We start from the raw sequence: 23,514 nt of genomic DNA on the forward strand, positions 1-23,514 counted from the left end.
CAAAGCGCTTGTCAATGTCTCGGCGCGGTGCGAGCATGAAGTATCAACAAATTCTTGGAGGTGTCTATGTTCGGAATCGATCTTGGCTGGCTCGCGCTCATCGTGGTTTTGCTGCTGGCGGTGGCCGGCGTAATGCGCTGGGACTTGCTGCGAGCCATGGGGCGCGACGCACTCGAAAAGTCCGCCCAACCCAAGGCTAACGTCGCTGTGCCAAAGCCCGAAGCCGAGTTCGGCGAGCCACCGCGTGAGATGCACCATGCCGAACAGCATCAGCACCCGGCCCATCACAAGCCCGAAATCCATCGCTCGGGCAAACGGCACTGAAGGTCCAAGCCCATCGGCGCCGCCAGGGGCGCCGAGTCAAACGCTTGACGCCTCAGAACTTGTATTGCATCGGCCAAGTCGGGCAGATGGGCTTGAAGCCTATGGCTTCCAAAATGGGCCGACTCATGATCGAGGCATCTACCGCCATCCACTCATAGCCGCGAGCGCGGGCCTCGACGAAACGCACATCAAACAAGGCCGAATAGACACCACGGCCGCGCCAAGCCGGCAGCACCCCGCCGCCGTGCAACTCGGGGAAACGTGAGCCGGGGGGATAGTCGGTCCAGCCGGTGCCTATCGGCTGGCCGTCTGCATAAGCGCAGAACATGCTCATCTCGCCATCGCCCTTGGCCAAACCGGCGGCCAGCTTGTCGCGCAGCCATTCGAAATCGCGACCCCAAATTTGAGCCTGCACGCTGAGCACATCGCCGAGATCCCCTGCGTCGGTGATTCGCCTTAGCTCCACACCGGCCGGGAGGCATTTTTGATCCTTGCCCCTGGGCCTGCTCTCAAGCAGAGGATAGAGCATGAAGAGCTCCGGCTCACCGGCCACGAAGCCCTGCAATTCGAGCATCTGTTTTAGCGTCGATGGTTGCTCCAGCGCGTAGACCTTCCACTCAAAGTCTTGGCCCAAGGCTCGAAACTGTTCGATCTGTGCACCTATCTGCGCCGACTCCTGACCCGGATCAAGCCGCGAGAAGCACAAAAGCGCCTCTCCACCGGCCGGGCCGGAGAGCGGCAGATGGCGTCGCAAATGGGGCAAGCAATCCAGCGAGAAGCCTTCGATGGCATGGTCCTGGCGATCTTGCCGATAGGCTTCGAAGAGTTGTAGTTCGGTGTTCATCGTGTGGGCGGGAAAAGTGACGTGGAGGCAGGATGGCGCAGCGCTCGCTTCGGCTATGCGAAGGCCCAACGGACTATATTTCGCCCCGACGGACTTTATTTGTTCCAATCAATCATTCACTCACGAACTTCAGATCAGCACAACCATGGCCAACCGACTCTCACAAATAGCGACCCGTACCGGTGATGACGGCACGACCGGCCTCGGCGACGGCAGCCGCGTGCCCAAGGATCATTTGCGCGTGCAAGCGATGGGGGATGTCGATGAGCTGAACTCCAATCTTGGCCTGCTGCTGGCCGAGCCGCTGCCGGGCGATGTGCGCGAGTTGCTGATCACCATCCAGCATGAGCTGTTCAACCTCGGCGGCGAGCTCTGCATGCCGGGTTACGAGCTGCTCAAGATGGACGCCGTCTTGCGTCTGGATGAAGAATTAGCCCATTACAACGCCGCCTTGCCGCGCCTGAAGGAATTCATCCTGCCGGCAGGCACCCGCAGCGCGGCGATCTCGCATGTCTGCCGCACCGTCGCCCGCCGGGCCGAGCGCGCCGTCGTCACGCTGGCCGCGAACGAGACCATCAACGCCGCGCCACGCCAATACCTGAACCGCTTGTCCGACTTGTTATTCGTACTGGCTCGCGTGCTGAACCGGGCCAATCTCGATGGCCTCGGCGGTGACGATGTCTACTGGCATAGCGAGCGTCTGCAAAAGCAGCAGGACGGACAAGATGAAGCTGAATCGGCCAGCTAAGCATCAGGCGACCAGCAAGGCGGCCGCCTCGCGCAGCCGCTTTGCGTAGGCCGCCCGCAGGTCTGCCGGGGCCTCGATCTCCACCTGGCCGGCATGCCGCAACAGATCCATCAGCAATTCGGTGGCATCGACAAAGGGCAAACTCAAGCGCCAACGACCATCCGCCAACCATTCACCGGCTTGCGCAGGATGCCATTCCTCCTTGGCCACCCATTGCGCCGCCTCGGCGCTGAAAATCAGCACGGCCAGCTTGGGGCTGGCGCCGGCAAAAATGCCATAACCCTGATCCAGCTCGGCCTCCAACTGCTTGGTCGACACCGTCTTGGCCTTCTCGTCCAGCAACTCGGCGGACTCCATCGCATCAAGCGCAAAACGCCTGAAGCCCTCACTCTGGTGGCACCAGGCGTCCAGATACCAGGTATTGCGGTAATGGACCAGGCGCTGCGGTGAGACGACCCGCTCGCTGGCCTTGGCCGCCGCCCGGCCTTGCCCCCTGGATCGGTAGCTCAGCCTCAAGCGCTGGCGCTTGACCACCGAGCTGCCGACCGTCTCGAAATACTCCGACGCCACCCGCCGCTTGGCCGTGCTGATCAGCTTGACCCGGCGCGTCAGCTCGCGCGCCTCATCGGCATCGGCGCCCAACATGCCGGTCAGCTTGTCGAACATCGGCAGCAGATGCCGGCTCAGAATGCCGTCGTCATCCAGGCTGGCCAGCAGCTGGTGCATGGTCAACAGCGCATGCAACTCCTTCTCGCTGAACCAGACGCCCGGCAACTCATGCTGACGGCCCCTCCATTGCTGTCCGAAACGGTAGCCATTGGCGCCGGCGTCATATTCGATCGGCGCATCCATGCGCTCGCGCAGGTATTGCAGATCACGCTTCAAGGTGGCCGGAGACACCTCCAGCGCCGCCAGCAAGGTGGCAAAGCTGACGCATTCGCTGGAGCGAATCAACAACTCGATTTTGTAAAAGCGCTCGGTTCTGTCCATATCTATTTTTTTGCAAAAAATTTAGCTGGATCATCCCATGAGCCAGCTGGCCCGGACACTTGATTTCAAGGTCAGACGAAAAAGGCTTTCGCATCGGCCGGCAACCCAGGAGCAAAACCATGGCACAGATCAGCGCAGTAGCAGCAGTAGTAGCAGCAGCAGTTGTAGATGTTCAGTCGGTCCAGTCGCCGGCCCAAATGGAGCTGGGCATAGACATGCCCAATGTCACCAACAGCGACACCAGCAGCGATACGGCCGGCCCAGTAGCCGCCACCCAAAGCCTAGGTTTCGCGCTCGGCTGGGACTTCGCCCACCACGGCCTGCCTCCACCCGCCCTGCACCTTTATGCGAACTCACCCTTGCGCCAGGGCTATCAGGCCGGCAGCGCCACCTTCGGCCGCCGCACGCTGCGCGCCAAACGCCACACGCAACAATGGCTGCTGCTGCGCACCCATGCTTGGACGCGCGGACGCAGCTTCGAAGATGTGCAGCTGACGCCCAACTATCTGCAGCAGATCGAGGTGAGTCATTGCCCCATCACCCGCCAGCCACTGGATGCCCACAAAGGCAGCCGCAACCAGGCGCAGATCGACCGCGTGCGCAACGATGCTGGCTACGCCGCCGGCAATGTGGTGATGATGAGCCGCGCCGCCAATCTGGCCAAGGCCGAGCATGGCTGGCTGGGCGCGACCGAGCTGGCCCGCAGCGTCGAGGCCGGGCCGATCCACCGGATCGCCGGTCTGGGCGCGGCCGAGTGGCAACGCGTGGCCTTGTTGTGCAGCTTTGTGACCGAGCTGCCGCATGAGCAGGCGGCCGCCCTGCCCTTGCTGGTCTTGCCACCGAACCGGCTGCGTATGTTCAATCCCGTTCAGGCCCTGCAAGCGATGTTGACCCGGCAACTGGCCACGCCGGGCTGGAGCGCGCGGCTGGCGCGCATCGAAGCTCTGCTGCCCAACGATGAATGCAAGGCCGACTTCAATCGCTTTGTGCTGGCCTTGGCACCGCGCGTACTGGCCGTTACGAATCTGCACCGCGAGCAGGAGATCCGCTGGGCGCTGGAAGACGCTTGGCAGCAGCCCTTGCTGCTGAAACGCTGGACCCGCTTTGCGCTGCATCTGACGGCGGCGCAAGCCGAAGCTCTGGTGCAACGCGCGGCCGCCAAGCATTTGGTCAATGCCGTTCATGTGCAGCAGCTGAGCCAGCCGAACGCGATCGAGGGCTGGGCCTTGGAGCGGGGCGGGTTTTGCGGCGCGAGCCAAATCGAAAGGCATTGACCCGGTTAACGCAGGAACCCCCTGAACGAGGGGGAGGACTACGACGCTGAATTCATACCCTCGTCACGCGCCGCAAGCACAGTCCGCCTGCACCACCAGCGCTGACAGGGAGGAGGAACCGCCCGAGGTTTTGCAATGGGGTGAATGAACATCACGAACTTGTTTCTTTACTTTTTGGAGTACCCCATGCAAAAGACCTTTCTCGCCCTGGCCCTCGCGGCTGCGGCCATCGCGCCGGCACAAGCGGCTTTGACAACCGGTGACCTGGCTTTCACATCCTTCAATGCCGATGAAGACGGCTGGGCCATGGTTGCTTTCACCGAAATCGCCGCCGGCACCAAGGTCTACTTCTCGGACAACGAGTGGACCGGCAGCGCCTTCAACAGCGGTGAGAGCTATTCTTCCTGGACTTCCGGCACATCCGCGATCGCAGCCGGCACCGTAATTCGCTTCAGCAATGTGGACAACGCTACGACTCTGAAGGCATCAGTTGGTACCTTCAGCCGCGAAACAGTGGCCAACAGCGCTAACTGGGGCGTCAGCACCAGCGAAGACACCATCTATGCCTACCTTGGCACCTCCGCCACGGCCGCTACGACCTTCCTGAGTGCAATCACGACCGGCACCTTCGGCAGTGCTACTGCTGGCAGCCTAGTGGGTACCGGCCTCGCAAATGGCACCGGTGCAATCACCTTGTCCGTGGGTTCCGACTACGCCGAATACAACGGCGCACGTGCCGGTTTGGCCGAATTCAGCGACTACAAGTCCCTGGTCAGCAATGTAGCCAACTGGAACGATGCAGGAACTAACGCGGTTGCCGCTGCTTTTGTCCCCGACACCACCGCCTTCACCGTCGCAGCCGCCGTCCCCGAGCCACAAACCTACGCCATGCTGCTGGCCGGCCTGGGCGCGATCGGCTTCGTCGCTCGCCGCCGCGCTGCCAAGTAAGAAATCAAACTCACCAAACCGCCTGTCCGGGCTCAGCCCGGCAGGCCGATGCTGAGTCGCTCCAATTCGCCGAACTGATCTTGCAAGGCGACGTGGTAGCCCAAAGCACCGAACCAATTGGCCCATTGCTGGGCCAATTTTTTTGTCGGCAACCAGGGCCCCGTCTTGTCGACGATGACGCGATTGGCGCGGCGCTCGTAGAACACGACCCGCCACATGCCGTTGGAGACGGCTTGGTTAAAACTGTTATTGATCATGAAATGGCGGCACGCTATCCGGCTACAGACGGCTCAAGAATTCTTCGGAACCAAGGCAGCCAATGCCTACCCGCTTGGACGACTTCACCCGGCGCGCCAGATCACCGCGCAGCTTGGGACAATCACTGACCAAGTAGTCCAGCGACGCCGCGCAAGCGATAGCGAGCGCGGCCACAGGACTAGCGCTCTTGCCTAAGCCGACATCGGCCTTGTCATCCACCACCTCGGCATAGGGCAAAAAGTCAGCCAACAATTCGAGCTGCTGCGCTTCATCCAACTTGAATGCCGGAAAGGCCAATGACTTCATCAAGGCCCGCGCCGTCCCGCTGCCAATCAAGGCTTGACATTGCCCGGTCTGCCAGGCGGCCCGCATGCGCTTTGATTCGGCGTTATTGAATATCAGCGCCCTCAGCACGATGGCCGTATCGAAGGCAACCCGCGGCCGGCCACTCATCGCTTGGCAGCCTTGGCAAGCACAAGACTCAGGCTCGCTTTCAAGCCAGCGGTCGGCGCCCGGCTGATTTGCCGCACCGCCACCGCGCTCACCACGCTAACTGCGCTCTTGGCCGTCGGCGTCTTTTCACTCAATGGTTTTACGGCCGCATTTGTCGCAGTCGCGATCTTGCGCGCCCGTTTGGCCGGCACCGGTTCGGCCCATGCCAGCGCCGACTCAATGGTTTTGGCGTCGATTTTGAGTTCGGCCAACTTGGCCCTGAGCGCATCCCCACGTTGAATTCGCACCGGGGTCAGGATGATTTGCCCGGCCTTGCTTTGTACTTCGAAGTACTGCACCGGTCCGAGTGCTTGCGTCACGCTTTTTGGCAGCGTCAGTTGGTTTTTTGAAGTCAGTTTGGCAAGCAAAATTTCGTCTTTTCGGAATTTCTGAAAGTAAGGAATCCTTGCTTTCGCGCTTCCTTGTTAGGCCCGGCGGCGAAAGTAATGCTGAAAATGATCGGTAGCAAAAGCCCGTAAGGTCGGCCGAAAAAAAAGCCGCGGCACTCGGGCTCACGGCTTCTTTTTGGCCTCCATCTGACGACGGAGGCGCTGACTATGGACTGTTCAGACCAGTGAGCGCTGCAAGCGCAATTCTTCCAAACGCGTGCCCGCCACCTCGGTGGTCTTGGCGCTGCCCAACTCGCGCTTGAATCCGGCCAGATCAAAGAAGCGCAGCGCGCGCTCGTTGCGCAGAAAGGACCACAACGTCACCTTGGTGCAGCCCTCTTCTTGCAGGCCGTCACGAGCGGCGTCCCACAGAGCCAGGCCAACGCCCTTGTCCCAGTGGATGGGGTTGGCATACATCGCCCAGATCTCGCCGGTGCTGGACGGCGTGCCCTTGTCGCGCGAACGGTCGAAGCCAACAAAGCCCATCAACTCATTGTCGATATGGGCGACCATCACCTGCGGCTCGCACAAATCGATCGCTTCACGCCAGAAGGCCTGGCGCTTTTGCACCGAAAGCGCGTCCAGCGCGGCGTCGGGCAACAGCCCTTTGTAAGCGTCTTGCCAAGCAGCAACATGGATTTCTGCAATGCCTTTGGCATCACGCAGCGTGGCGGGGCGAACCTGAATACTCGACATACGAAGCAACTTTGATGGAACAAACACGAATCGGAAGGGCAGGATTTTGCCCGCCAAAGCAGCCCGGATCAACGCTTGACAGCGCGATATTTTCTCAGCCGCCCTGATTCACATTTAAGTCTTGAGCTCAAGCGGCCTGCAAAACCTGGCGCTTGGCAAAGTCTTGCACACAGCGCTTCAGTGCCGCCTTGTTGGCGCGTTGCAGCCGACTCAAGAGCAAATGTTCGGCCTGCATGCCGGCCAATTCCGTCGCAAACCGCTCCTCGACATCGTTTTGAATACGCAGCAGCAGATGGGCTGTTGTCATCGCATCGGCGAGCGCACGGTGAGCTCGACCCGAATTGGGCAAGGCATGAAATTGCGCCAACGTCCCCAAGCGGCAATTCGGTGCATCGGGGTAGAGCCGGCGCGACAGCAGCACGGTGCAAGCAAAACTCTCATGCGCCGGATCGGGCGTGCAGCCGGCCAAAGCCATCTCGGCCTGCCAGAAACCCTTATCAAAGGCCGCACTATGTGCAACCAGGGGGCAGGCTCGGGTGAAGACCGCCAGGTCCTGCATCACGCTCTCGGCGGCGGGCGCTTCGGCCAGCATTTCATTGCTGATGCCGGTCAACTCCTGAATGAAGGGAGGCACCCAAGCGCCGGTCTTCATCAGGCTTTGGTAGGAATCAACGATTGCACCGTCACGCACCAAGACCGCCGCAATTTCGGTCGCGCGGCCGCCACCATTGGGTGCCAAGCCGGTGGTCTCGAAGTCGATTACCGCGACCGTTTGCGCTTTCGACGGCTTCACTTCCAGCTTCATGCGCTGGCAGCCAGCGGCGGATGCTTGATGGCGTTCAAACGCAATTTACGCTCAACAGCGGCTTCGATATCAACGCCGCTGTGGTCGGCTATCTGGAGCAGATAGAGCATGACATCGGCGATTTCTTCGCCCAGATGTTGATGTTTGGCGGGGTCGGCCTGGATCTGCTGCGACTGCTCAGGCGTCAGCCATTGAAAAATTTCCACCAACTCGGCCGCCTCGACCACCATCGCCATGGCCAGGTTTTTCGGCGTTTGATAGGGCTGCCAGTTGCGCTCAATGGCGAACTGGCGCAGCCGCTTTTGCAAGTCTTCGATGTTCATGGGATGCAAGTGTGGCATGGCTGGCGGCGCTTCAGGGCCGACTGTGCATTCTCAAAATTTGTTCAAGCGACTCTTATTCATATCAATTCAATCTTTTAACTTAGTAGTCTTAGTAGAGCGCAGCGTTTTTTGTGGATAAGCCATTTTTTATCAATTAAGACAAGGACTTAGCCGATCCAAAAGTATGTGGGTGGAGGCCTGCTGCTGCTGTACCCGAATCGCTAACAACTTTCAAAATTCCAATTCGGCTGTGGATAAGTTCCTGGTTGATCAATATTTATCCACAGCTTTATTGCTTGACTTCCAAGCCAAGCTCGGCATTGGCCTTACCTCAGGCAATACCGATGACTTTGTGCATCTGCACCGACAGCCGCCACTGAGGATGGGCCATGCAGTAAGCGACCGCTTCGCGGGTGTGCTGAGCCTTAAGGATGCTGTCCATCGGTTGCAGGAAGAAATGCTCGAAGGCCAGCTTTTCGAAACGCTCGGGCCGCGCCAAGGGCTGCGGGAATACCAGCTTCAGCTCGTGGCCTTGGGTCAAAACCAGCTCGGCATCGGCCTTGGGGCTGACGCAGATCCAGTCCAGTCCTGCGGGCGCGGGCTGGGTGCCGTTGGTTTCCACCGCGATCTCGAAGCCGCGCGCATGCAAGGCTTCGATCAAGGCCGCGTCGATCTGCAACAGCGGCTCGCCACCGGTGCAGACAACATAGGGCTTGCCGGCCACACCGGCCGGCCATTTGGAGGCGATTGAATCGGCCAGCTCGGCCGCCGTGGCGAATTTGCCGCCGCCCTCGCCGTCGGTGCCGATGAAGTCGGTGTCGCAGAAGCTGCAGACGGCGGCCGAGCGGTCTTCTTCGCGACCGTTCCACAAATTGCAGCCGGCAAAGCGGCAGAACACCGAGGCGCGGCCGGCCTGAGCGCCCTCGCCTTGCAGCGTGTAGAACATTTCCTTGACTGCGTAAGCCATGCTGAGCCTCTTAAACCGGTATCACCGGGCCGTCCACATCGGCGCTGACGATGGACCCGCAGCCCCGCGTCTCGTACATATCGACCCGGTCCAACTGCGGCAACACCGCGCGGCCCTTGGCCAGCACCCAGGCGGCCAAGCTGGCGGTGTCGCCATCGGGCAGATCGGCAATTTCGAACAGCGGCCTGTGATCGATCGCCTTGAAGATTGGATCGAACTGCGTCTTGACATCGCCAAAGTCCACCGTCCAGCCCATCAGCTGATCTAACTCGGCACTCAGGTGCAGGCGCAAGGTGTAGGTGTGGCCATGAATGCCGCGCAGCGGGTGCTCGGCCGGCGCGCGTTTGAGCTGAATTGCGCTGTCCAGCGTCAGCTCTTTCCAGATGCGGTAGTTCTGGCCGTCGAAGTTCGCACCGCAGGAGCCGGTCTCGTAAACGGTCAGCCATGACAACTCGGGCAGCTGCGGTTTCATGCGCGCCCAAACCCAAGCCGAGATGACTTCGCTGGTCGGGTTGCTCAAGCCCTCGATCTCATTCAGGCATTGGTAATTGAGCTGCATATGAAACGGCGCCCAGACCTCGTCCAGATGATCGTAGTCAACGCTCAGATCGCGTTCACCCAGGTCTTGATTGGCGTGGACGATGACTTCGAAACCATGGCCATGCATGCGGCCACATTTATGCCCGGCCGGCACATTCGGCAGCTTGTGCGCCGCCTGAAAACGATAGCGCCGCCAGACATGGGCCATGCCATCGGCGTCCAAGTCGACGCCGGAATGCTGGGTGCTTTGAATCCCGACTTGCTGAATGCCGGGCACGCCGAATTCGTTCTCCAAACGCTGCTTGATCCAACGGGCGATGTTCTCGTCGGTCGGCTCGGTGATCGAGTGATTCAGCAGCGCATGGTCGAGGGGGGCCGCGCAAGCTTCCAGCCGGCGTCGCAGTTCTTCCACCTCGCCGCCGGGAAAGGGTGCCCAGTCGGCCGGCAAATGCGCGCGGATGGTGGCGAAATAGCTATGGCCATGCAGGCCCCGGCTGCGGTGGCCCTCGGGCAGCGCCGAAATCTGGCAAGCCGATTCGAAGCTGCAGGAGGCGGAGTAAATGGTTTGATTGCGCATGAGTGAATTTGTTGCCGGCCGGCAAGGCAAGGCCTGTGCGGGCGAAAATTTTCGCCCTGTATTTATCTTCTTATTGTAATTTTTATACTTGGTAGTCGTAGTAGTGCTGGCCCGCTTCTGTGGGTAAGTCGATTTTCATCAATCGATTCAAGCACTTGGCACGGCGCGAACAATGTGGGCTGTTGGGCCTGAACTCTTGCGCCGCCATACAACAACTTTGCGCGGCGAGCCGGGTCTGTGGATAAGCGGCTACTTGTGCAAATTTTATCCACAAGCTTATTCACAAGCCTGGTGGCTCGTTCAACAACGGTGTCTGATGCCGATATGGCTGCGCCGATAGTGCAGCAGCCGGCCGCTGTAAGCCGGTGAGTCGGCGGTGGCGCTTAGCTTGATGCTGCGGTCGTCCAGCGCATAACCCAGCGCCGCCATGCGCTTGCTGAAGGCGGCGCGGTTGCCGCGGTTGGGGTCAACGATCATCACCTCGCTGGCCGGCATCGCATGGGTGGAGATGAACTCGGCCAGCATGCCGGCGTCATCGCGTTCGTACAGCACATCGCTGCCCATGATCAGGTCGAAGCGGCCCTGTACCAGCGGCACGCGCAAGCTCGGCGTTTGGCCGGGGATCAGGGCGGCCCAATTGCCATGGCAATAGCGCAGCGGCGGCAAATCGTTCAGGCGCAGGTTTTCCAGCATGAAGCTGGCGGCGAGCGGATGGCAGTCGCTGGCGGTGACCAGGCTGCCACGGCGGTGGCTGACCAGGCTGGCCAGCCCCAGGCCGCAGCCGATCTCCAGGATGCTTTCGCCGTTGATCAAGGGCCGTTTGGCCATCGCCTCGGCCAAATGCAGGCCTGACGGCCACAGCATGCCGAACAAGGGCCAGGCGGCCGACGAGATACCGAGTGCCTCGGCCTCGCCCAGCGGGTCGGCGAACTGCTGCTTGTCGAGCAGCGAGCGAATCTGCAGCGTGGCTGCGCCTTCGATGCTGATGCATTCCTGTTTGAACAGAAAACCGGGCATGACGATTCCCCTCACGGGTCGCCGCCCGCCACAATCGCGCGGCACGCGGTCATTCAATCGGCGCAATGCAGCACGGGGATGGTCTGGTCAAGGCTTGGTGGACTTTGACGGGATGCAAGCACGGAGGCAAGACGTAGAGCCCTCAGTGTAGGCTCTCCAACTGATAACTCAGTGGATCAACGGCGGCCGCCGCGCGACTGCCAGAGCGGCTTCTTGCCCTTCAAATGCCGCTCGATCCCGTCGTTAAGGCGGCTGCGCAGATCAACCACATCTTTGACCTGACCGAAAACGCCGGGGAAGCGCAGGTCCAGCCATAACCACAGTGTGCAGGAGCGCAGCGCCTGCTCCATACGGTCGAGTCGACTATGTTCGTCGACTTCCTGCAGGAACCAGGGCGAGCCGGCCTTGCCGCTGATCGCATGGCGGTGCGTCCATTCGAGGAACTGCTGCACCTGCGCGTCGGTGCGCGTGTCGACCGGCGCCTGCGCGTAGATGAAGCGCTGCTTCAGTCCCAAGCTACCGGCGCTGCGGTCCAGCTCATCGGCCAGCTCCAGCATCTGCTCCAGCTCGGCCACCTCGAAATGCGCATCGTCCAGGCGCAGCTGATCCATGAAGACGGTCAAGACCGCATGCAGCTTGTTGATGCCCAATCTTGTGGCGATCGTGTTCACATGCCACCAGTTCGGCGCCACCGCCGCCTTGAACTCGCGCGGCGCGCGCGGCGTCTTCGGCAGCAGCTCCTTGAGTGTGCGGGCGGCCTTGACCTCGGCCTCGCGCAGCACGCCGACAAAGCCTTCGTCATGCATGCCATAACGCCCCGCCCGGCCGGCAATCTGGTGGACCTCGGAGACGGTCAGGTCGCGGTCGCCCTGGCCGTCGAACTTGCTCATGGTGCTGAACAAGACGCGCCGGATCGGCAGATTCAGGCCCATGCCGATCGCATCGGTGGCGACCAGGATATGGCTGGCGCCCTGGGCAAAACGCTCGGCCTCGCGCCTGCGCACCTCGGGCGGCAGCGCACCGTAGATGACCGAGACCGGGTGGCCCTCGGCGGCGATCTGGTCGCGCAACATCAAGACCTCGCGGCGGCTGAAGGCGACCACCGCATCGCCCTTTTTCAAGGCCGCGATCGACACCGGCGCGGGCAGCAGTTGCACTTCTTGCTTGCGCTCGAAATGGCGCACCGTGCAGCGCTCGCCGCACAGGCCCAAGAGGTTCTCGATCGCCGGCACCGCGTAGGCCGAGCAGATGATGATCAGCTCATTCGCCGGCACCGCGACGATTGCCTGCGTCCAGGCCCAGCCGCGGTAGAGATCGAACAGCATCTGCGCCTCGTCGATCACCGCCACGTCGATGGGCTTCGTCGTGTTGACCATCTCGATCGTGCTCGAGACCACGCGGGCCGCCTCGGCCGGTACATTCTCTTCGCCGGTCAGCAGCGAGCAAGGTACGCCGCGGCCGACCAGGCGGTCGCGGCCCTCAAGCGCCAGCAGACGCAGCGGGGCCAGATAGGCGCCGTCATGCGCTTGCGTTAGGCGCTCGAACGCTGCGTGGGTCTTGCCGCTGTTCGGCGGACCCACATAGAGGGTGACGGTGCGCTGCAAGCGGCGAGCCGCGTCAAAGGTGTCGGGGTAGCCTTGAAAAGCCAGCTCGCTGTTCAGACCGGCCAGCGTGTTGAGCTCGGCGACGCGGTTCTCCCAGCGGTCTTGCGCGCGCGTGCAGGCGATCTTCAGCTCGGCAAGGCCTTGCGGCGTCGCGCATTCGGCCTGCAGGCGTGGCAGCAGCGAATCCATATGTTCGGCGTGGCCCGAGGCGCTGCGCGCCAGCAAGCCCTCGATATGGGCGAGCAGTTCGGCCGCATGTTCGTACGGCGGCTGCGGGCCGATCGCGGCTTGCAGCGCCGGCTGATCGCCGCTGCGGAAGAAGTCCCAGACCGGGCCGGTGTCGGCGCTAACTTTGAAGGCGACCGGCAACTGCCAGCCGGGCTGCGAGAGCTGGAGTCGATGGCTGCACAAGCGGCTCCAGCTGAGGCCGCTGCGGCTCAGGCCGGCTGCCTCCAGTTGAGCCGCACGCTGTTGCATCAGCGCTCGCACGCCGGGGGCGGTGCCGACCACGTCGAGATGCGCCAGCGCTACGCTCATCAACTCGGGTGCGATCCAGCGGCTGGGCCTTGCGCCGGCAACGGCCTTCTGCAGCAGTATCAAACCCTGGCGGTCGAGTTGTTCTTCTACATCCTTGTCATCGTTGAAATCAGCCGGTGTGCTGACCTGAGGCAGCTGATAGGCGGCTTGGCGAATACGCAGCAACTGCTCGGGTCCGATATCGGGCGGAAGGCGGCTGAGGTGGCGGGCGACCGGCAGGGCGGGGCCCTTGTTGGCGGTGGGGGGGCTGGGTTGCTTGTTATTTTCAATCACCCCGGGAGTTGACCACAGCTTGACAGGCCTGGTCGCAGGGGCAGCGACTTAGGGATGTAAGCGCGGCGCCAATTTACAGACACTCGAGCGCGGCTTGCGCCATCCCGGCCGGGCCTTCATGACATCTGCATAACCGAGAGCAACATCATGCCCATGCAATATCCAGGTCACATCGTCAAGGTCGGTGAAACCGATGCCGCCGTTGTCAAAGCGCTGAAGGCGCGACTGAATACCGAACTTGGCATCGGCAATGATCCGGCGCTGCGCCTGGATGAAACGGATGCCAACTTTGGCGCCAAGATGCGCCAGGTGGTGAAGCTGTTTCAGGCCCGCAATGTGGACCCCGAAGGCCGGCCTCTGAAGCAGGACGGCGAGGTCGGCGCAATCACCTGGGCGGTCTTGTTTGGTCAACAGGCGGTGCAAAACTTGAGCCAGGCGATCGACCCCTTGCTGGCCGAAGTCATCAAGGTGGCGCAGGGCGAGGAAGCCAAAAAAGTACGCGAACAACCGCGCAACTCGAATGGCGGCCCCGAGGTGGACGCCTATCTGGCCAGTGTCGGCCTTGGCAGCGGCTTTTCCTGGTGTTGTTCCTTCACCTATTGGTGCTTCGAGCAGGCGGCCAGGCAGCTCAAGCGCAGCAACCCCATGGTGCGCACGGGCGGCTGTTTGAAGCATTGGAATGAGGCGCCGAGCAAGGGCGCCAAGCTGATCGCGGCGGCTGCGGCGCTGGCCGATCCGGGCCTCTTGCGGCCGGGCATGCTCTTCATCATGGATCATGGCAAAGGGCTGGGCCACACCGGGCTGATCGAGTCGGTCGCCGGTGGCCTGCTGACCACGATCGAGGGCAATACCGACGGCAGCGGCACCCGCGAAGGCGGCGGCGTCTACCGGCTGGTCCGCAAGGTCAGCGAGATCAACAAGGGCTATATCGACTACTCTGGCGTTCGCTGAGCTTGCTTGTACGGCCCCGAAAATGGGGTCAGGTTCATTTATTTGCCGCCGCTTTGGCGCAAAAATGAACCTGACCCCATTTGTTTTTTCATTTTTTCTCTAATTTGCAATTCCAAGTCCTGCACTCTATGGAACATCACTCTTGGTTGAATGCCTCTTTGATCTATCTCGGCGCCGCCGTGGTGGCGGTCCCGCTGGCGCGCTTTTTGGGGCTGGGGTCCATCCTTGGCTATCTGGCGGCAGGCATCGTGATCGGCCCCAGCGTCTTGGGCTGGGTCAGCGACGCCGGCGCGATTCTCGAATTTGCCGAATTCGGGGTGGTGTTGATGATGTTCCTGGTCGGCTTGGAGCTGGAACCTCGCCGCTTGTGGGCGATGCGCCGCCCGATTTTTGTGTGGGGCAATGCGCAGTTGCTGGGATCGGCCGCCTTGATGTGCTTGGCGGCGGTCGCGCTGGGCGTGCCCTGGCGGATGGCGCTGGTGGCCTCGATAGGCCTGGCGATGTCCTCGACCGCGGTGGCCATGGCGGTCCTGGCCGAGCGCAATCTGGCGCCGACCAGCGCTGGCCAAGGCATCTTGAGCGTGGCCTTGCTGCAAGACATCGCGGCCATTCCGCTGCTGGCCCTGATCCCGCTGCTGGCCATTGGTGGCGAGAGCCATCCGCAGGGCAGCGCCTGGCTGAGCGCGGCCAAGGCCGTCGGGGTGATCGCGGCCATCGTGCTGGGCGGGCGCCTGCTCCTGCGCCCGGCGCTGCGCTGGATTGCCTGCAGCAAGACGCCGGAGATCTTTACCGCCGCCGCCCTGCTTTTGGTCGTGGCCACGGCCTCCTTGATGCAGGCGGTCGGCCTGTCGATGGCGCTAGGCGCATTTCTGGCCGGTGTGCTCCTGGCCGAGAGCGAATACCGCCATGAGCTGGAAACCGATATCGAACCCTTCAAAGGCCTGCTGCTGGGTCTGTTCTTCATCGCCGTGGGCATGGGGCTGGAGCTGAGCGTGTTGCGCGAGCAGCCGCTTCTGATCGCAGCCATGCTCTTGGGGCTGTTGTTGATCAAGGCGGCGGTGCTGATGCTGATGGCGCGCTGGATGCCTCTGCCATTGATGGAACGCCCGGTGTTCGTGATCTTGCTGGCCCAGGGCGGCGAGTTTGGTTTTGTGGTGTTTCAAACCGCCAGCCAGGCCGGCATCATCAGCGCCGGCCAGTCTTCCACGCTGGTCGCTGCGGTGGCTTTGTCCTTGTTGTGCACGCCTGCCCTGCTTTTGGCCAGCCAGCGCTGGCTCGAACCCTGGCTGGCAAAGTATTGCGCGCCCAAGCCTGCGCTGAAGGAGCTCGACCAGGCGCAAGACGCACCCATCATCATTGCCGGCTTTGGCCGTTATGGGCAGATCGTCGGTCGTCTGCTTTATGCCAAGGGCCTGCCGGCTACCGTGCTGGAGCATGACAGCGAAATGATAGAGACCGTGCGCAAGTTCGGCTGGCAACCCTTTTATGGCGACGCCACCCGACTGGATTTGTTGCGCACCGCCGGAGCCGCCAAGGCCCGGATACTGGTGCTGGCCATCGACGATATGGCCCAGAGCTTGCAACTGGCGGCGCTGGTGCGCGAACATTTTCCGCAACTGCAAATTGTCGCCCGAGCCCGCAATGTGCAGCATTACTACGGTCTGCGTGACTTGGGCGTTACCTTGATCGAGCGGGAGACGCTGGACGCGGCCTTGGCGAGTGCCACATCGGTGCTGGAGTTGATGGGCTTGGCGCCCGCCGAGGCGCGCGAATCGGCGCAGCGCTTTCGTCTTCACAATGTGGCGCAACTGGAATTGCTCTACCCGCATCATCACGACCAAGATCAGCTGATCGCCATGAGCAAACAAGGCCGCCAGCAGCTTGAGGAGCAATTTGCCCAGGAGCGCGAAATGGCGCTCAAGCAAGGCAGCAAAGGTTGGATCGCGCAGGCGGAGCAAGAACCTACACTGCCTCGACCTTAAATATCTGGATGCGCTACGACGTGCGGTGATTCGGCTCGATTCATATGGGGAGTGAAGTTTGAGTTTGCCTAAAGACGCAGCAGCGGCGGCAATTGTGACGCCGGCAGCCCCGCCCACCGGCAGGCTGGCGCGCTTGATCCAGTTTCAGGCGGTGCGCATCGCCGAACAGACGCAAGCGCTTGACGATGTGCAGGCGATGCGCGCAGCCTATGCCGCCCATGAGGGAATACAAGAGCGATTGCTGACCCGCTCCGACAGGCTGGCCCCGCAACTCGGTATCGAACAAGCCTTGGCCGGCGGGCGCGAGCGCTTGGCCGTGGTGGCCTTGCTGGCCGCCTTCCTGGTTGCCGTGCTGTCCTACAGTCTGGTCCTTAGCGTGGTGGGACATGACAGGCGCATCAATGCGATGGCCGCCTTGGTCGCTGTGCTGGGCCCGCATTTTCTGAGCTTGCTCTTGTGGTTCTTGGCTTTGTTGTTTGGCGGCTCAGGGGGTGGCTTGGCAAAAGGCTTGCTAAATTTGAGTACGCGTCTGCCCGGTCTGGGCGGTCAGGCCAGTCGCTTGCTCTTGCAGGCCACGCTCGAAGTGATGGGTCGCTCGCGTGGCCTGAGCGCTTGGCTGTTCGGCTTGATGACCCATCTGGTTTGGTCGCTGGCTTTTGTGTTCACGCTGCTGGGCCTGCTGATGGCCTTCTCTTTCCTGTCTTATCAGCTGAGCTGGGAAACCACCATTCTTGACGGCGAGGCCTTTGCCCGCTTTGCGCATATGACCGGCCGCTTGCCGGCGCTCTTCGGCTTTGCCACACCCGCAGTCGACCATATGCTAGATGGCCATGGTGACCACCGTGCTTGGGCGATCTGGCTGATGGGCTGCACCTTGGTGTATGGCCTCGGACTCCGGCTCGTCCTGGTGATTTTGAGCGGCCTGCGCGCCCGGAGTTTGCTGGCGGGGCTGGCGCTCGCAGACGGCAGCGACCCCTATGTGCGCCGTTTGATGGCCCGTTTCGACGCGATGCAGGCGGCCCAAGTGCTGGATGCCGAGTCGCCCGCTGCCGGCAGGTCTGTAAATACTCACTTAGCTACAGACCACCAAGCCGGTTTGGCTGTGATCGGATTCGAGCTGCCGGATAGTCAGGGCTGGCCGGCCATTGCCGCTTGGCAGCATGGCCTACTCCTGGCCCGTACCGACGGAGCCTTGGCCGGTAAGCGTCAGCTCCTGGAGCACTTGCAGCAATTGGCGCCCGCGCATTTGCTGCTGGTTTGCAATGCCGGTGCCAGCCCGGACCGGGCCACCGAGCGCTTTCTGCGTGCCGCCGCTGCCTGCGCGGGCCATTCGGCGCTGCTGCTCGAGTCGGTGCCAGGGCATCAAGAATCTGCCCAGCGCTGGCGCGACTGGCTGGCCGAGATCCGGATTGAACCACCGCTGGAGGCGGTCTTTGACGCCGCTGTGGATGCCGCTGCCTGGGCCTCGACCGGGGTGAGCCAACATGGCTAAGCCGATCGCTTTGGCACTGGTCGGCCACACCAATGCCGGCAAGACCTCCTTGCTGCGCACACTCACCCGCCGCAGCGACTTCGGCGAGGTCTCGAATCGGCCCGGCACGACCCGTCAGGTCGAGGCCTTGGGTTTGCGGATAGATGGCCGCGATGCGCTGCGTTTTCTGGACACACCCGGTCTTGAGGACGCGCCCGCCCTGCTCGACTATCTGCAGCATTTGGAGGCCGGCCTGAGCCGCCAACAGCGCTTGCAGGCCTTTCTCGGAGGGCCGGCGGCGAAGGATGAATTCGAGCAGGAGGCCAAGGTATTGCGCTGCTTGCTCGAGGTCGATGCCGCGCTTTTGGTGATCGATGCGCGCGAATCCCCCTTGCCCAAGTTCGCCAGCGAGATCGAGGTCTTGATGCTGTGCGCAAGGCCGCTGATGCCGGTGCTGAACTTTGTCAGCCACCCGCAGGCGCAGGAGCCGGCTTGGCGGCGGCTGCTGGCCGGACATGGCCTGCACGCCTATGTTCGCTTCGATGCGGTGGCGCCGTTTGTCGGCGCCGAGCAGCATTTGTATGCCGACCTCGGTGCGCTCCTGCCCGAACGGCGCGAGGCCTTGAGCCGGGTGGCCGAATATCTGAAAAACGAAGCCTTATCCCGCCGCGCCGCCGGTCTGCGCCTGCTGTCTGAGTTGCTGCTGAATTTGGCTGCCTTTCGAATGCAGCTTGCCAAGGCGAGTCTGGCCAATCCGGTGCAGCGAGCGGACAGCATTCGGGCCTTTCAAAGCGAGGTCGCGGAACGCAGTCGCAGGCTTATGGAGGAACTATTGGCGCTGCACGGTTTTGACCCCGGTAGCGCCGAGGTCGCAGACCTGCCGGCTCTTGCCGGGCGCTGGGAGTCCGACCTGTTCAACCCCGAGGCACTGAAATCGGCAGGCAAGCGCCTGGGCGCGGGCGCGGCGATTGGAGGTGCGATCGGCTTGGGGCTGGATGTGGCGCTGGCTGGCCTGTCCTTAGGCGTGGCCGCCAGCCTGGGCGCGGCCTTGGGGGGCGTCGCATCGCAAGGCTTCGGCGCAATGGGCCGCCAGCTAAGCAACAAACTGCGCGGCATCGTCGAGCTGAGTCTGGAGAACCGGGCGTTGCTGCTGCTGGCGGCACAACACCTGACCCTTTTGCTGGCCTTGGAGCGGCGCGGTCACGCCGCGCTTGAAGTCTTGCAGGTCAAGCCCGACTTGAGTTTTACCGAAGCGCAAGCGGCTCGCTTGCAGGCGAGTCTGGGCGTGGCCCGCGCTCATCCGGATTGGGCCGGCAAGGCCCCGCTTGCCGGCGGCGAAGCGGCCCGTCGCCATCAACAAGGCGTGGCATTGAGCGAGGTCTTGGCCGAAATTCTCGCCGGATCAAATTTGCCCGGCACCAAGGGCAAGGCGTAACTCCATCCGGGCATTGCTCATCTCCAAGCCGCGGAATAGAAATGTCTGCTGTTCCTTGATGACGAAACCAAAGCGCTGATAGAGGCCCTGGGCGCTGAGGCTGACGTCCGAATACAGCAGCAGGATGCCGCGCTCGGCGGCGCTCTGCAGGATGCGCCGCATCAAGGCGCTGGCCACGCCAATGCGCTGGGCGCGTGCCGAGACAAAGAAATGGTCGATATAGCCGTTGTCTTGCAGATCGGCATAACCGACCATCTCGCCGCCACGCATCGCGATAAAGGGCTTGATGCCCTGGATGCGCTGGGCCCAGCGCTGTGGGTCGGTGTCGTGCGGCGCCCAGGCTTCGATCAACTCGGGGCTGTAATGGGCCGATGCGACCTCGTGGATGGCCGAAAAGAACACCGGAAAAGTGGCGGCTTCGTCGCCGGCTTGGAAGTCACGAACGTTGATCATGAGGCGTGGTGCGAGGGGCTGCGGTCGATCAACCGTATTGTTGTGGCTCCGGCGGCGGGCGCCTAAAGTCATGGCGCTGCGTCAGGGCCTCTGGGCAACAACCAGGGCGACCTATTTATCCGCCGTGCGGTCGCTGGCCCGTTCACCCAATTGGCGCTGCATCAGCGCAAAGAAGCGGTCGTAAAAAGCGCCGGCAGGGATCGTCTCCGAGGCGACCTTGACGAGCGAGTCATCCGAGGACGAGAGCGGCAGCGAGATCGAGCCGATGGCGCTGACGCCGATGCTGGACGAGTTGGGGGTTTTTTTCAGCGAGTAACGGTCTTGCTGTGCGGACACGAAGGCGGTGGTCAGCGCGTCGCCTTGGCCGTCCGGCACACAGACCACATTGAAGCTGATCTCCACATGCACCTCGCCCTCGGGCTGAAAATGCTTGCGCCCGGTGATGCGGCCCTTGGGTGTGTCGGTGATCAGATAGCCCTGGCTCAAGAGCGCGCGGCGGGCAGCCTCGCAGGTTTCCTCCACGCGGCCATCAAACAGGCGCGAGAAAGTTTCGTCGGCATGGAAGTTCTCGTTCTGATAGACCTGTGCGTGGGAGGCCCGCTCGCCTTTACCCGGGAACGGAGCGCTGATGCCGCAGCCGGCCAGCAGGCAAACGCAAACAGCAAAGGCAGCGCGGCCAGCGCAGGTGACAGCAGGGTGAGAAAAAAGTCCAGTCATCGCTGAGAATTAGCCATTGAAACGCCATTATCCTGGCAAGCGTTGATGGTCCCCCCGAGCTAGGATCAAGATCCAATAAATTGAAGGAGCTAGGTGCATCATGATTCTCCGCAAGACCTTGCTTATCGGCCTGTTGCTGAGCGCAGCCGGTGCCGGCATGGCCAATGAACCCAAGAGCTCGTCTGCGGAGGCGGTTGCCCTGTTGAAAAAGGCGCAGGAGTATCTGAAAACCAATGGGCTCGAAAAATCGATCATCGAGTTCAACAACCCGAACAGCCCATTCAACAGCAAGAGCGACATCAACAAGCATGGCGACCTGTATCTGTACTCGGTCGACCCCAAGGGTTTTCAAGTTGTCCACGGCATCAACCCGCGCATTCGAGGGACGAATAAGTTCGATATGCGCGACGTCGATGGCGTCTACCTGATTCGCGAATTTGTGCGTGTCTGCTTCGCCACGCCAGAAGGCCGTGGTTGGGTCAACTATCGTTGGCCCAACCCGGTCAGCAAGCAGATGGAAGACAAGGCCGGTTATGTGGAGCGGATCGGCAATACCGATCTGTGCCTGGGCACCGGCATCTATAAGTAAGGCGGCCTTACAGGGACGGCCTACTTGACATCCTTGCCACGCGCATCGAGCGTGCGCTTGGGCAGGCTCACCGTCACGCGGCTGGCCTGGGTGTCGCCGGCATGCTGGGCCAGCATGACCTCGTACTGGCCCGCCGCCACGCGCCAGCGCTTGCTCTTGCTGTCAAACATCGCCAATAAGCGCGGGTCCACCACCAGGCTCAACTGCTTGGTTTGACCGGGCGCCAAATCCACCTTGTCCCAGCCGCCGAGGCGTTTGGGCGCTTCCCAGCCGCCCTTGACCGGGGCCACATAGATTTGCGCGACTTCCTTGCCGGCGACGCTGCCCTTGTTGCTGACCTTGAAGCTCACATGCAAATTGCCGCCCTTGACCTCGCTCTTGAGATCGGAGTAGCCGAAGCTGGTGTAAGAGAGGCCATAGCCGAAGGGGAAGAGCGGCGTGAGGCCCTTGGCGTCGAACCATTTGTAGCCGACGCTGGCGCCTTCAAAATAGTTGACGCTGAAACGCTTGTGTTCGTTCTCGCGGTCACCGTCCAGCAGCGGACGCGGCAGCTGGCTTTCGGCCGCCGGGAAGGTGGCGGGCAAGCGGCCCGACGGGTTCACCACCCCGAACAAGACCCGTGCAATCGCTTCGCCGCCACTGCTGCCGGGATACCAGGCCGCCAACACCGCGCCGACCTGATCCAGCCAGGGCATGGTGACCGGGCCACCCGTGAGTAGCACCACCGCCGTGTTCGGGTTGGCGCCTGCCACGGCGGCGATCAAGGCGTCTTGGTTGTTGGGCAGGCTCAGGCTGCGCGCGTCGTTGGCTTCGCCAATCCATTGGTCGGCAAACACCAGCACCACGTCGGCACCGGCGGCCAGTCGGGCGGCTGCTTTTGCATCGCGCCCATCGTGGAAGGTGACATCGGCCTTGGGCGCCTGGGCGCGGATATGCGCCAGCGGCGAGGAGGGGAAATACACCACCGGGCCGGGCCAAGAGGAGGGCTCCAAGCCCTGCACCGCCATGCCACCGACCGGGTAGACCTGCGACGAGCCGCCGCCGGACAGCACGCCCACATCCGCGTGCGCGCCTATCACCACAATCTTGCGCACATTGGCATTCAGCGGCAGCAGCTTTTTGCTGTTCTTCAGCAGCACCATGGCTTCTTCTGCATCGCTGCGGCTCACCAAGGCATGGGCGGCGTAGTCGATGGCGCCGCCCTCGGCGACCGGGTGATCCATGACGCCTGTGGCATACAGGGCGCGCAAGATGCGCTTGACCATATCGTCGAGCCGCGATTGGGCTACCGCGCCGTTTTCCACCGCCTCTCTGAGTGCGCCGCCAAAGTACTGGCTGGCGTCAAACTCCCAGCCGGATTGTTGGTCCAGGCCGCTGTTGGCCGCCGCCACCGTGCTGTGCACGGCACCCCAGTCCGACATCACATAACCCTTGAAGCCCCAGTCCTGTTTCAGCACCTCCTTGAGCAGGTAATTGCTCTCGCAGGCATAGACGCCGTTGACGCGGTTATAGGCGCACATCACCGAACCGGGATCGCCCACTTCCATCGCGAATTGCAGGGCCAACAGGTCCGACATGCGCGCGCCGGCGTCGTCAAGGCGGGCATCGAGCACGAAGCGGCCGGTCTCCTGCGAGTTGACGGCAAAGTGCTTCAGGGTCGAGACGATGTGGTTGGACTGGATGCCCTTGATTTGCAGGCCGACCATGGTGCCCGCCAGCAAAGGGTCTTCACCCGCGTATTCAAAGTTGCGGCCGTTGCGGGGCTCGCGCTGCAAATTGACGCCACCTGCCAGCATCACGTTGAAGCCGGAGGCGCGCGCCTCCGCGCCAATCATCGCGCCGCCCTGCAAGGCCAGTTCGCGGTTCCAGGTGGCGGCGGTGCCCAGGCCCGAGGGCAAGGCCGTGCGCTCGCGCGGCGCGGCCTTGCCGGAGCCTTGCGTGGCCACGCCGATGCCGGCATCGGTTTCAAAAAGATCGGGAATACCCAGGCGCGGCACACCCTCCACATAGGCCGCCGAATGCGGCAAGGCTTTGGGATGCTTCTTCGTGCCCTTGGGCTCAAAGTCGCTGCCGAAATGGGAAATGACCAGCTTCAACTTTTCGTCTTGGGTCATCTGCGCCAATAACAAAGCACTGCGCTGATCCGGGTCGAGCGCCCGGTTGCTCCAGGCGCCCGTCAACACGGTGAAAGGTTTGGCCGGGTCGGCAGCGACTGCCTGATGGGCGGTGCCGCAGAGCGTGCAGGCGATGGCCAAAGCGAGGGTGGTTTTTGAAAACGTCACGGTGAATTTCTCAGAATTGATTAACAAA

24 protein-coding genes are annotated in these 23,514 nt (G+C 62.1%); 9 read left to right on the plus strand and 15 right to left on the minus strand.

The window, feature by feature from the left end; genetic code table 11:
* Positions 1-66 precede the first annotated feature (66 nt).
* Positions 67-324: a hypothetical protein gene (locus LNV07_RS23835; RefSeq protein WP_263573699.1), complete on the plus strand. Its 258-nt coding sequence runs from the start codon at positions 67-69 to the stop codon at positions 322-324.
* Positions 325-376: 52 nt separating this feature from the next.
* Here the strand turns inward: LNV07_RS23835 and LNV07_RS23840 are convergent, their stop codons facing one another.
* Positions 377-1,168: a GNAT family N-acetyltransferase gene (locus LNV07_RS23840; RefSeq protein WP_263573700.1), complete on the minus strand. Its 792-nt coding sequence runs from the start codon at positions 1,166-1,168 to the stop codon at positions 377-379.
* Positions 1,169-1,313: 145 nt separating this feature from the next.
* On the opposite strand from LNV07_RS23840, the gene LNV07_RS23845 reads away from it, so the two are divergent.
* Positions 1,314-1,916: a cob(I)yrinic acid a,c-diamide adenosyltransferase gene (locus LNV07_RS23845; RefSeq protein WP_263573701.1), complete on the plus strand. Its 603-nt coding sequence runs from the start codon at positions 1,314-1,316 to the stop codon at positions 1,914-1,916.
* A 3-nt stretch (positions 1,917-1,919) separates the two neighbouring features.
* Here the strand turns inward: LNV07_RS23845 and LNV07_RS23850 are convergent, their stop codons facing one another.
* A complete protein-coding gene (locus tag LNV07_RS23850) occupies positions 1,920-2,906 on the minus strand; it encodes a helix-turn-helix transcriptional regulator (protein ID WP_263573702.1) in 987 nt (328 codons plus the stop codon).
* 119 nt (positions 2,907-3,025) lie between these two features.
* Here LNV07_RS23850 and LNV07_RS23855 point away from each other — a divergent pair, with 119 nt between their 5' ends.
* Both LNV07_RS23855 and LNV07_RS23860 read left to right on the plus strand, forming a co-directional pair.
* The gene (locus LNV07_RS23855; protein ID WP_263573703.1) at positions 3,026-4,180 is read left to right on the plus strand and encodes a hypothetical protein; all 1,155 of its coding nucleotides are present in this window, start codon (positions 3,026-3,028) and stop codon (positions 4,178-4,180) included.
* 186 nt (positions 4,181-4,366) lie between these two features.
* Entirely contained in the window at positions 4,367-5,128 is a 762-nt protein-coding gene (locus LNV07_RS23860) for a PEP-CTERM sorting domain-containing protein (protein ID WP_263573704.1), read from the plus strand.
* A gap of 32 nt (positions 5,129-5,160) precedes the next feature.
* Here LNV07_RS23860 and LNV07_RS23865 read toward each other — a convergent pair whose 3' ends face one another.
* The 10 genes from LNV07_RS23865 to LNV07_RS23910 form a co-directional block, all read right to left on the minus strand.
* The gene (locus tag LNV07_RS23865) at positions 5,161-5,385 is read right to left on the minus strand and encodes a hypothetical protein (RefSeq protein WP_263573705.1); all 225 of its coding nucleotides are present in this window, start codon (positions 5,383-5,385) and stop codon (positions 5,161-5,163) included.
* Between the two features lie 22 nt (positions 5,386-5,407).
* On the minus strand, positions 5,408-5,839 hold the full coding sequence (locus tag LNV07_RS23870) for a PIN domain-containing protein (RefSeq protein ID WP_263573706.1): 432 nt from the start codon (positions 5,837-5,839) through the stop codon (positions 5,408-5,410).
* Complete coding sequence (locus LNV07_RS23875; protein WP_263573707.1) at positions 5,836-6,198, minus strand: hypothetical protein; 363 nt, start codon at positions 6,196-6,198, stop codon at positions 5,836-5,838. Before LNV07_RS23875 ends, LNV07_RS23870 begins: the two co-directional genes overlap by 4 nt.
* A gap of 246 nt (positions 6,199-6,444) precedes the next feature.
* Complete coding sequence (locus tag LNV07_RS23880; protein WP_263573708.1) at positions 6,445-6,963, minus strand: GNAT family N-acetyltransferase; 519 nt, start codon at positions 6,961-6,963, stop codon at positions 6,445-6,447.
* 127 nt (positions 6,964-7,090) lie between these two features.
* Entirely contained in the window at positions 7,091-7,768 is a 678-nt protein-coding gene (locus tag LNV07_RS23885) for a 3'-5' exonuclease (RefSeq protein ID WP_397545597.1), read from the minus strand.
* Positions 7,765-8,091 carry a nucleotide pyrophosphohydrolase gene (locus LNV07_RS23890; RefSeq protein ID WP_263573710.1) on the minus strand — a complete coding sequence of 109 codons (327 nt, stop codon included), beginning with the start codon at positions 8,089-8,091 and terminating at the stop codon, positions 7,765-7,767. Before LNV07_RS23890 ends, LNV07_RS23885 begins: the two co-directional genes overlap by 4 nt.
* A gap of 331 nt (positions 8,092-8,422) precedes the next feature.
* A complete protein-coding gene (queE, locus tag LNV07_RS23895; RefSeq protein WP_263573711.1) occupies positions 8,423-9,058 on the minus strand; it encodes a 7-carboxy-7-deazaguanine synthase in 636 nt (211 codons plus the stop codon).
* Positions 9,059-9,068: 10 nt separating this feature from the next.
* Complete coding sequence (locus LNV07_RS23900) at positions 9,069-10,175, minus strand: 6-carboxytetrahydropterin synthase (protein ID WP_263573712.1); 1,107 nt, start codon at positions 10,173-10,175, stop codon at positions 9,069-9,071.
* Between the two features lie 300 nt (positions 10,176-10,475).
* Complete coding sequence (locus tag LNV07_RS23905) at positions 10,476-11,192, minus strand: class I SAM-dependent methyltransferase (RefSeq protein WP_263573713.1); 717 nt, start codon at positions 11,190-11,192, stop codon at positions 10,476-10,478.
* Between the two features lie 176 nt (positions 11,193-11,368).
* Positions 11,369-13,606 (minus strand): helicase-related protein, encoded by a 2,238-nt coding sequence (locus LNV07_RS23910; RefSeq protein ID WP_263573714.1) that lies wholly within the window; start codon positions 13,604-13,606, stop codon positions 11,369-11,371.
* Between the two features lie 147 nt (positions 13,607-13,753).
* On the opposite strand from LNV07_RS23910, the gene LNV07_RS23915 reads away from it, so the two are divergent.
* From LNV07_RS23915 to LNV07_RS23930, 4 genes are all read left to right on the plus strand, one after another.
* On the plus strand, positions 13,754-14,557 hold the full coding sequence (locus LNV07_RS23915; RefSeq protein WP_263573715.1) for a CHAP domain-containing protein: 804 nt from the start codon (positions 13,754-13,756) through the stop codon (positions 14,555-14,557).
* 128 nt (positions 14,558-14,685) lie between these two features.
* A complete protein-coding gene (gene kefC, locus LNV07_RS23920; RefSeq protein ID WP_263573716.1) occupies positions 14,686-16,539 on the plus strand; it encodes a glutathione-regulated potassium-efflux system protein KefC in 1,854 nt (617 codons plus the stop codon).
* A 58-nt stretch (positions 16,540-16,597) separates the two neighbouring features.
* Positions 16,598-18,031: a DUF2868 domain-containing protein gene (locus LNV07_RS23925; protein ID WP_263573717.1), complete on the plus strand. Its 1,434-nt coding sequence runs from the start codon at positions 16,598-16,600 to the stop codon at positions 18,029-18,031.
* On the plus strand, positions 18,024-19,445 hold the full coding sequence (locus tag LNV07_RS23930; protein ID WP_263573718.1) for a GTPase/DUF3482 domain-containing protein: 1,422 nt from the start codon (positions 18,024-18,026) through the stop codon (positions 19,443-19,445). Before LNV07_RS23925 ends, LNV07_RS23930 begins: the two co-directional genes overlap by 8 nt.
* Here LNV07_RS23930 and LNV07_RS23935 read toward each other — a convergent pair.
* On the minus strand, positions 19,413-19,898 hold the full coding sequence (locus LNV07_RS23935) for a GNAT family N-acetyltransferase (protein WP_263573719.1): 486 nt from the start codon (positions 19,896-19,898) through the stop codon (positions 19,413-19,415). The two genes, LNV07_RS23930 and LNV07_RS23935, sit on opposite strands and share 33 nt — an antisense overlap.
* A gap of 111 nt (positions 19,899-20,009) precedes the next feature.
* Positions 20,010-20,615, minus strand: a complete 606-nt coding sequence (locus tag LNV07_RS23940) for a DUF2242 domain-containing protein (RefSeq protein ID WP_263573720.1) — start codon at positions 20,613-20,615, stop codon at positions 20,010-20,012.
* A gap of 100 nt (positions 20,616-20,715) precedes the next feature.
* On the opposite strand from LNV07_RS23940, the gene LNV07_RS23945 reads away from it, so the two are divergent.
* Complete coding sequence (locus tag LNV07_RS23945; RefSeq protein WP_263573721.1) at positions 20,716-21,204, plus strand: cache domain-containing protein; 489 nt, start codon at positions 20,716-20,718, stop codon at positions 21,202-21,204.
* Positions 21,205-21,224: 20 nt separating this feature from the next.
* Here the strand turns inward: LNV07_RS23945 and LNV07_RS23950 are convergent, their stop codons facing one another.
* On the minus strand, positions 21,225-23,486 hold the full coding sequence (locus LNV07_RS23950; protein ID WP_397545598.1) for a glycoside hydrolase family 3 C-terminal domain-containing protein: 2,262 nt from the start codon (positions 23,484-23,486) through the stop codon (positions 21,225-21,227).
* Positions 23,487-23,514: the final 28 nt, after the last annotated feature.

It is taken from the genome of Roseateles oligotrophus (genome assembly GCF_025717515.1).
GTDB lineage: Bacteria > Pseudomonadota > Gammaproteobacteria > Burkholderiales > Burkholderiaceae_C > Paucibacter_A > Paucibacter_A oligotrophus.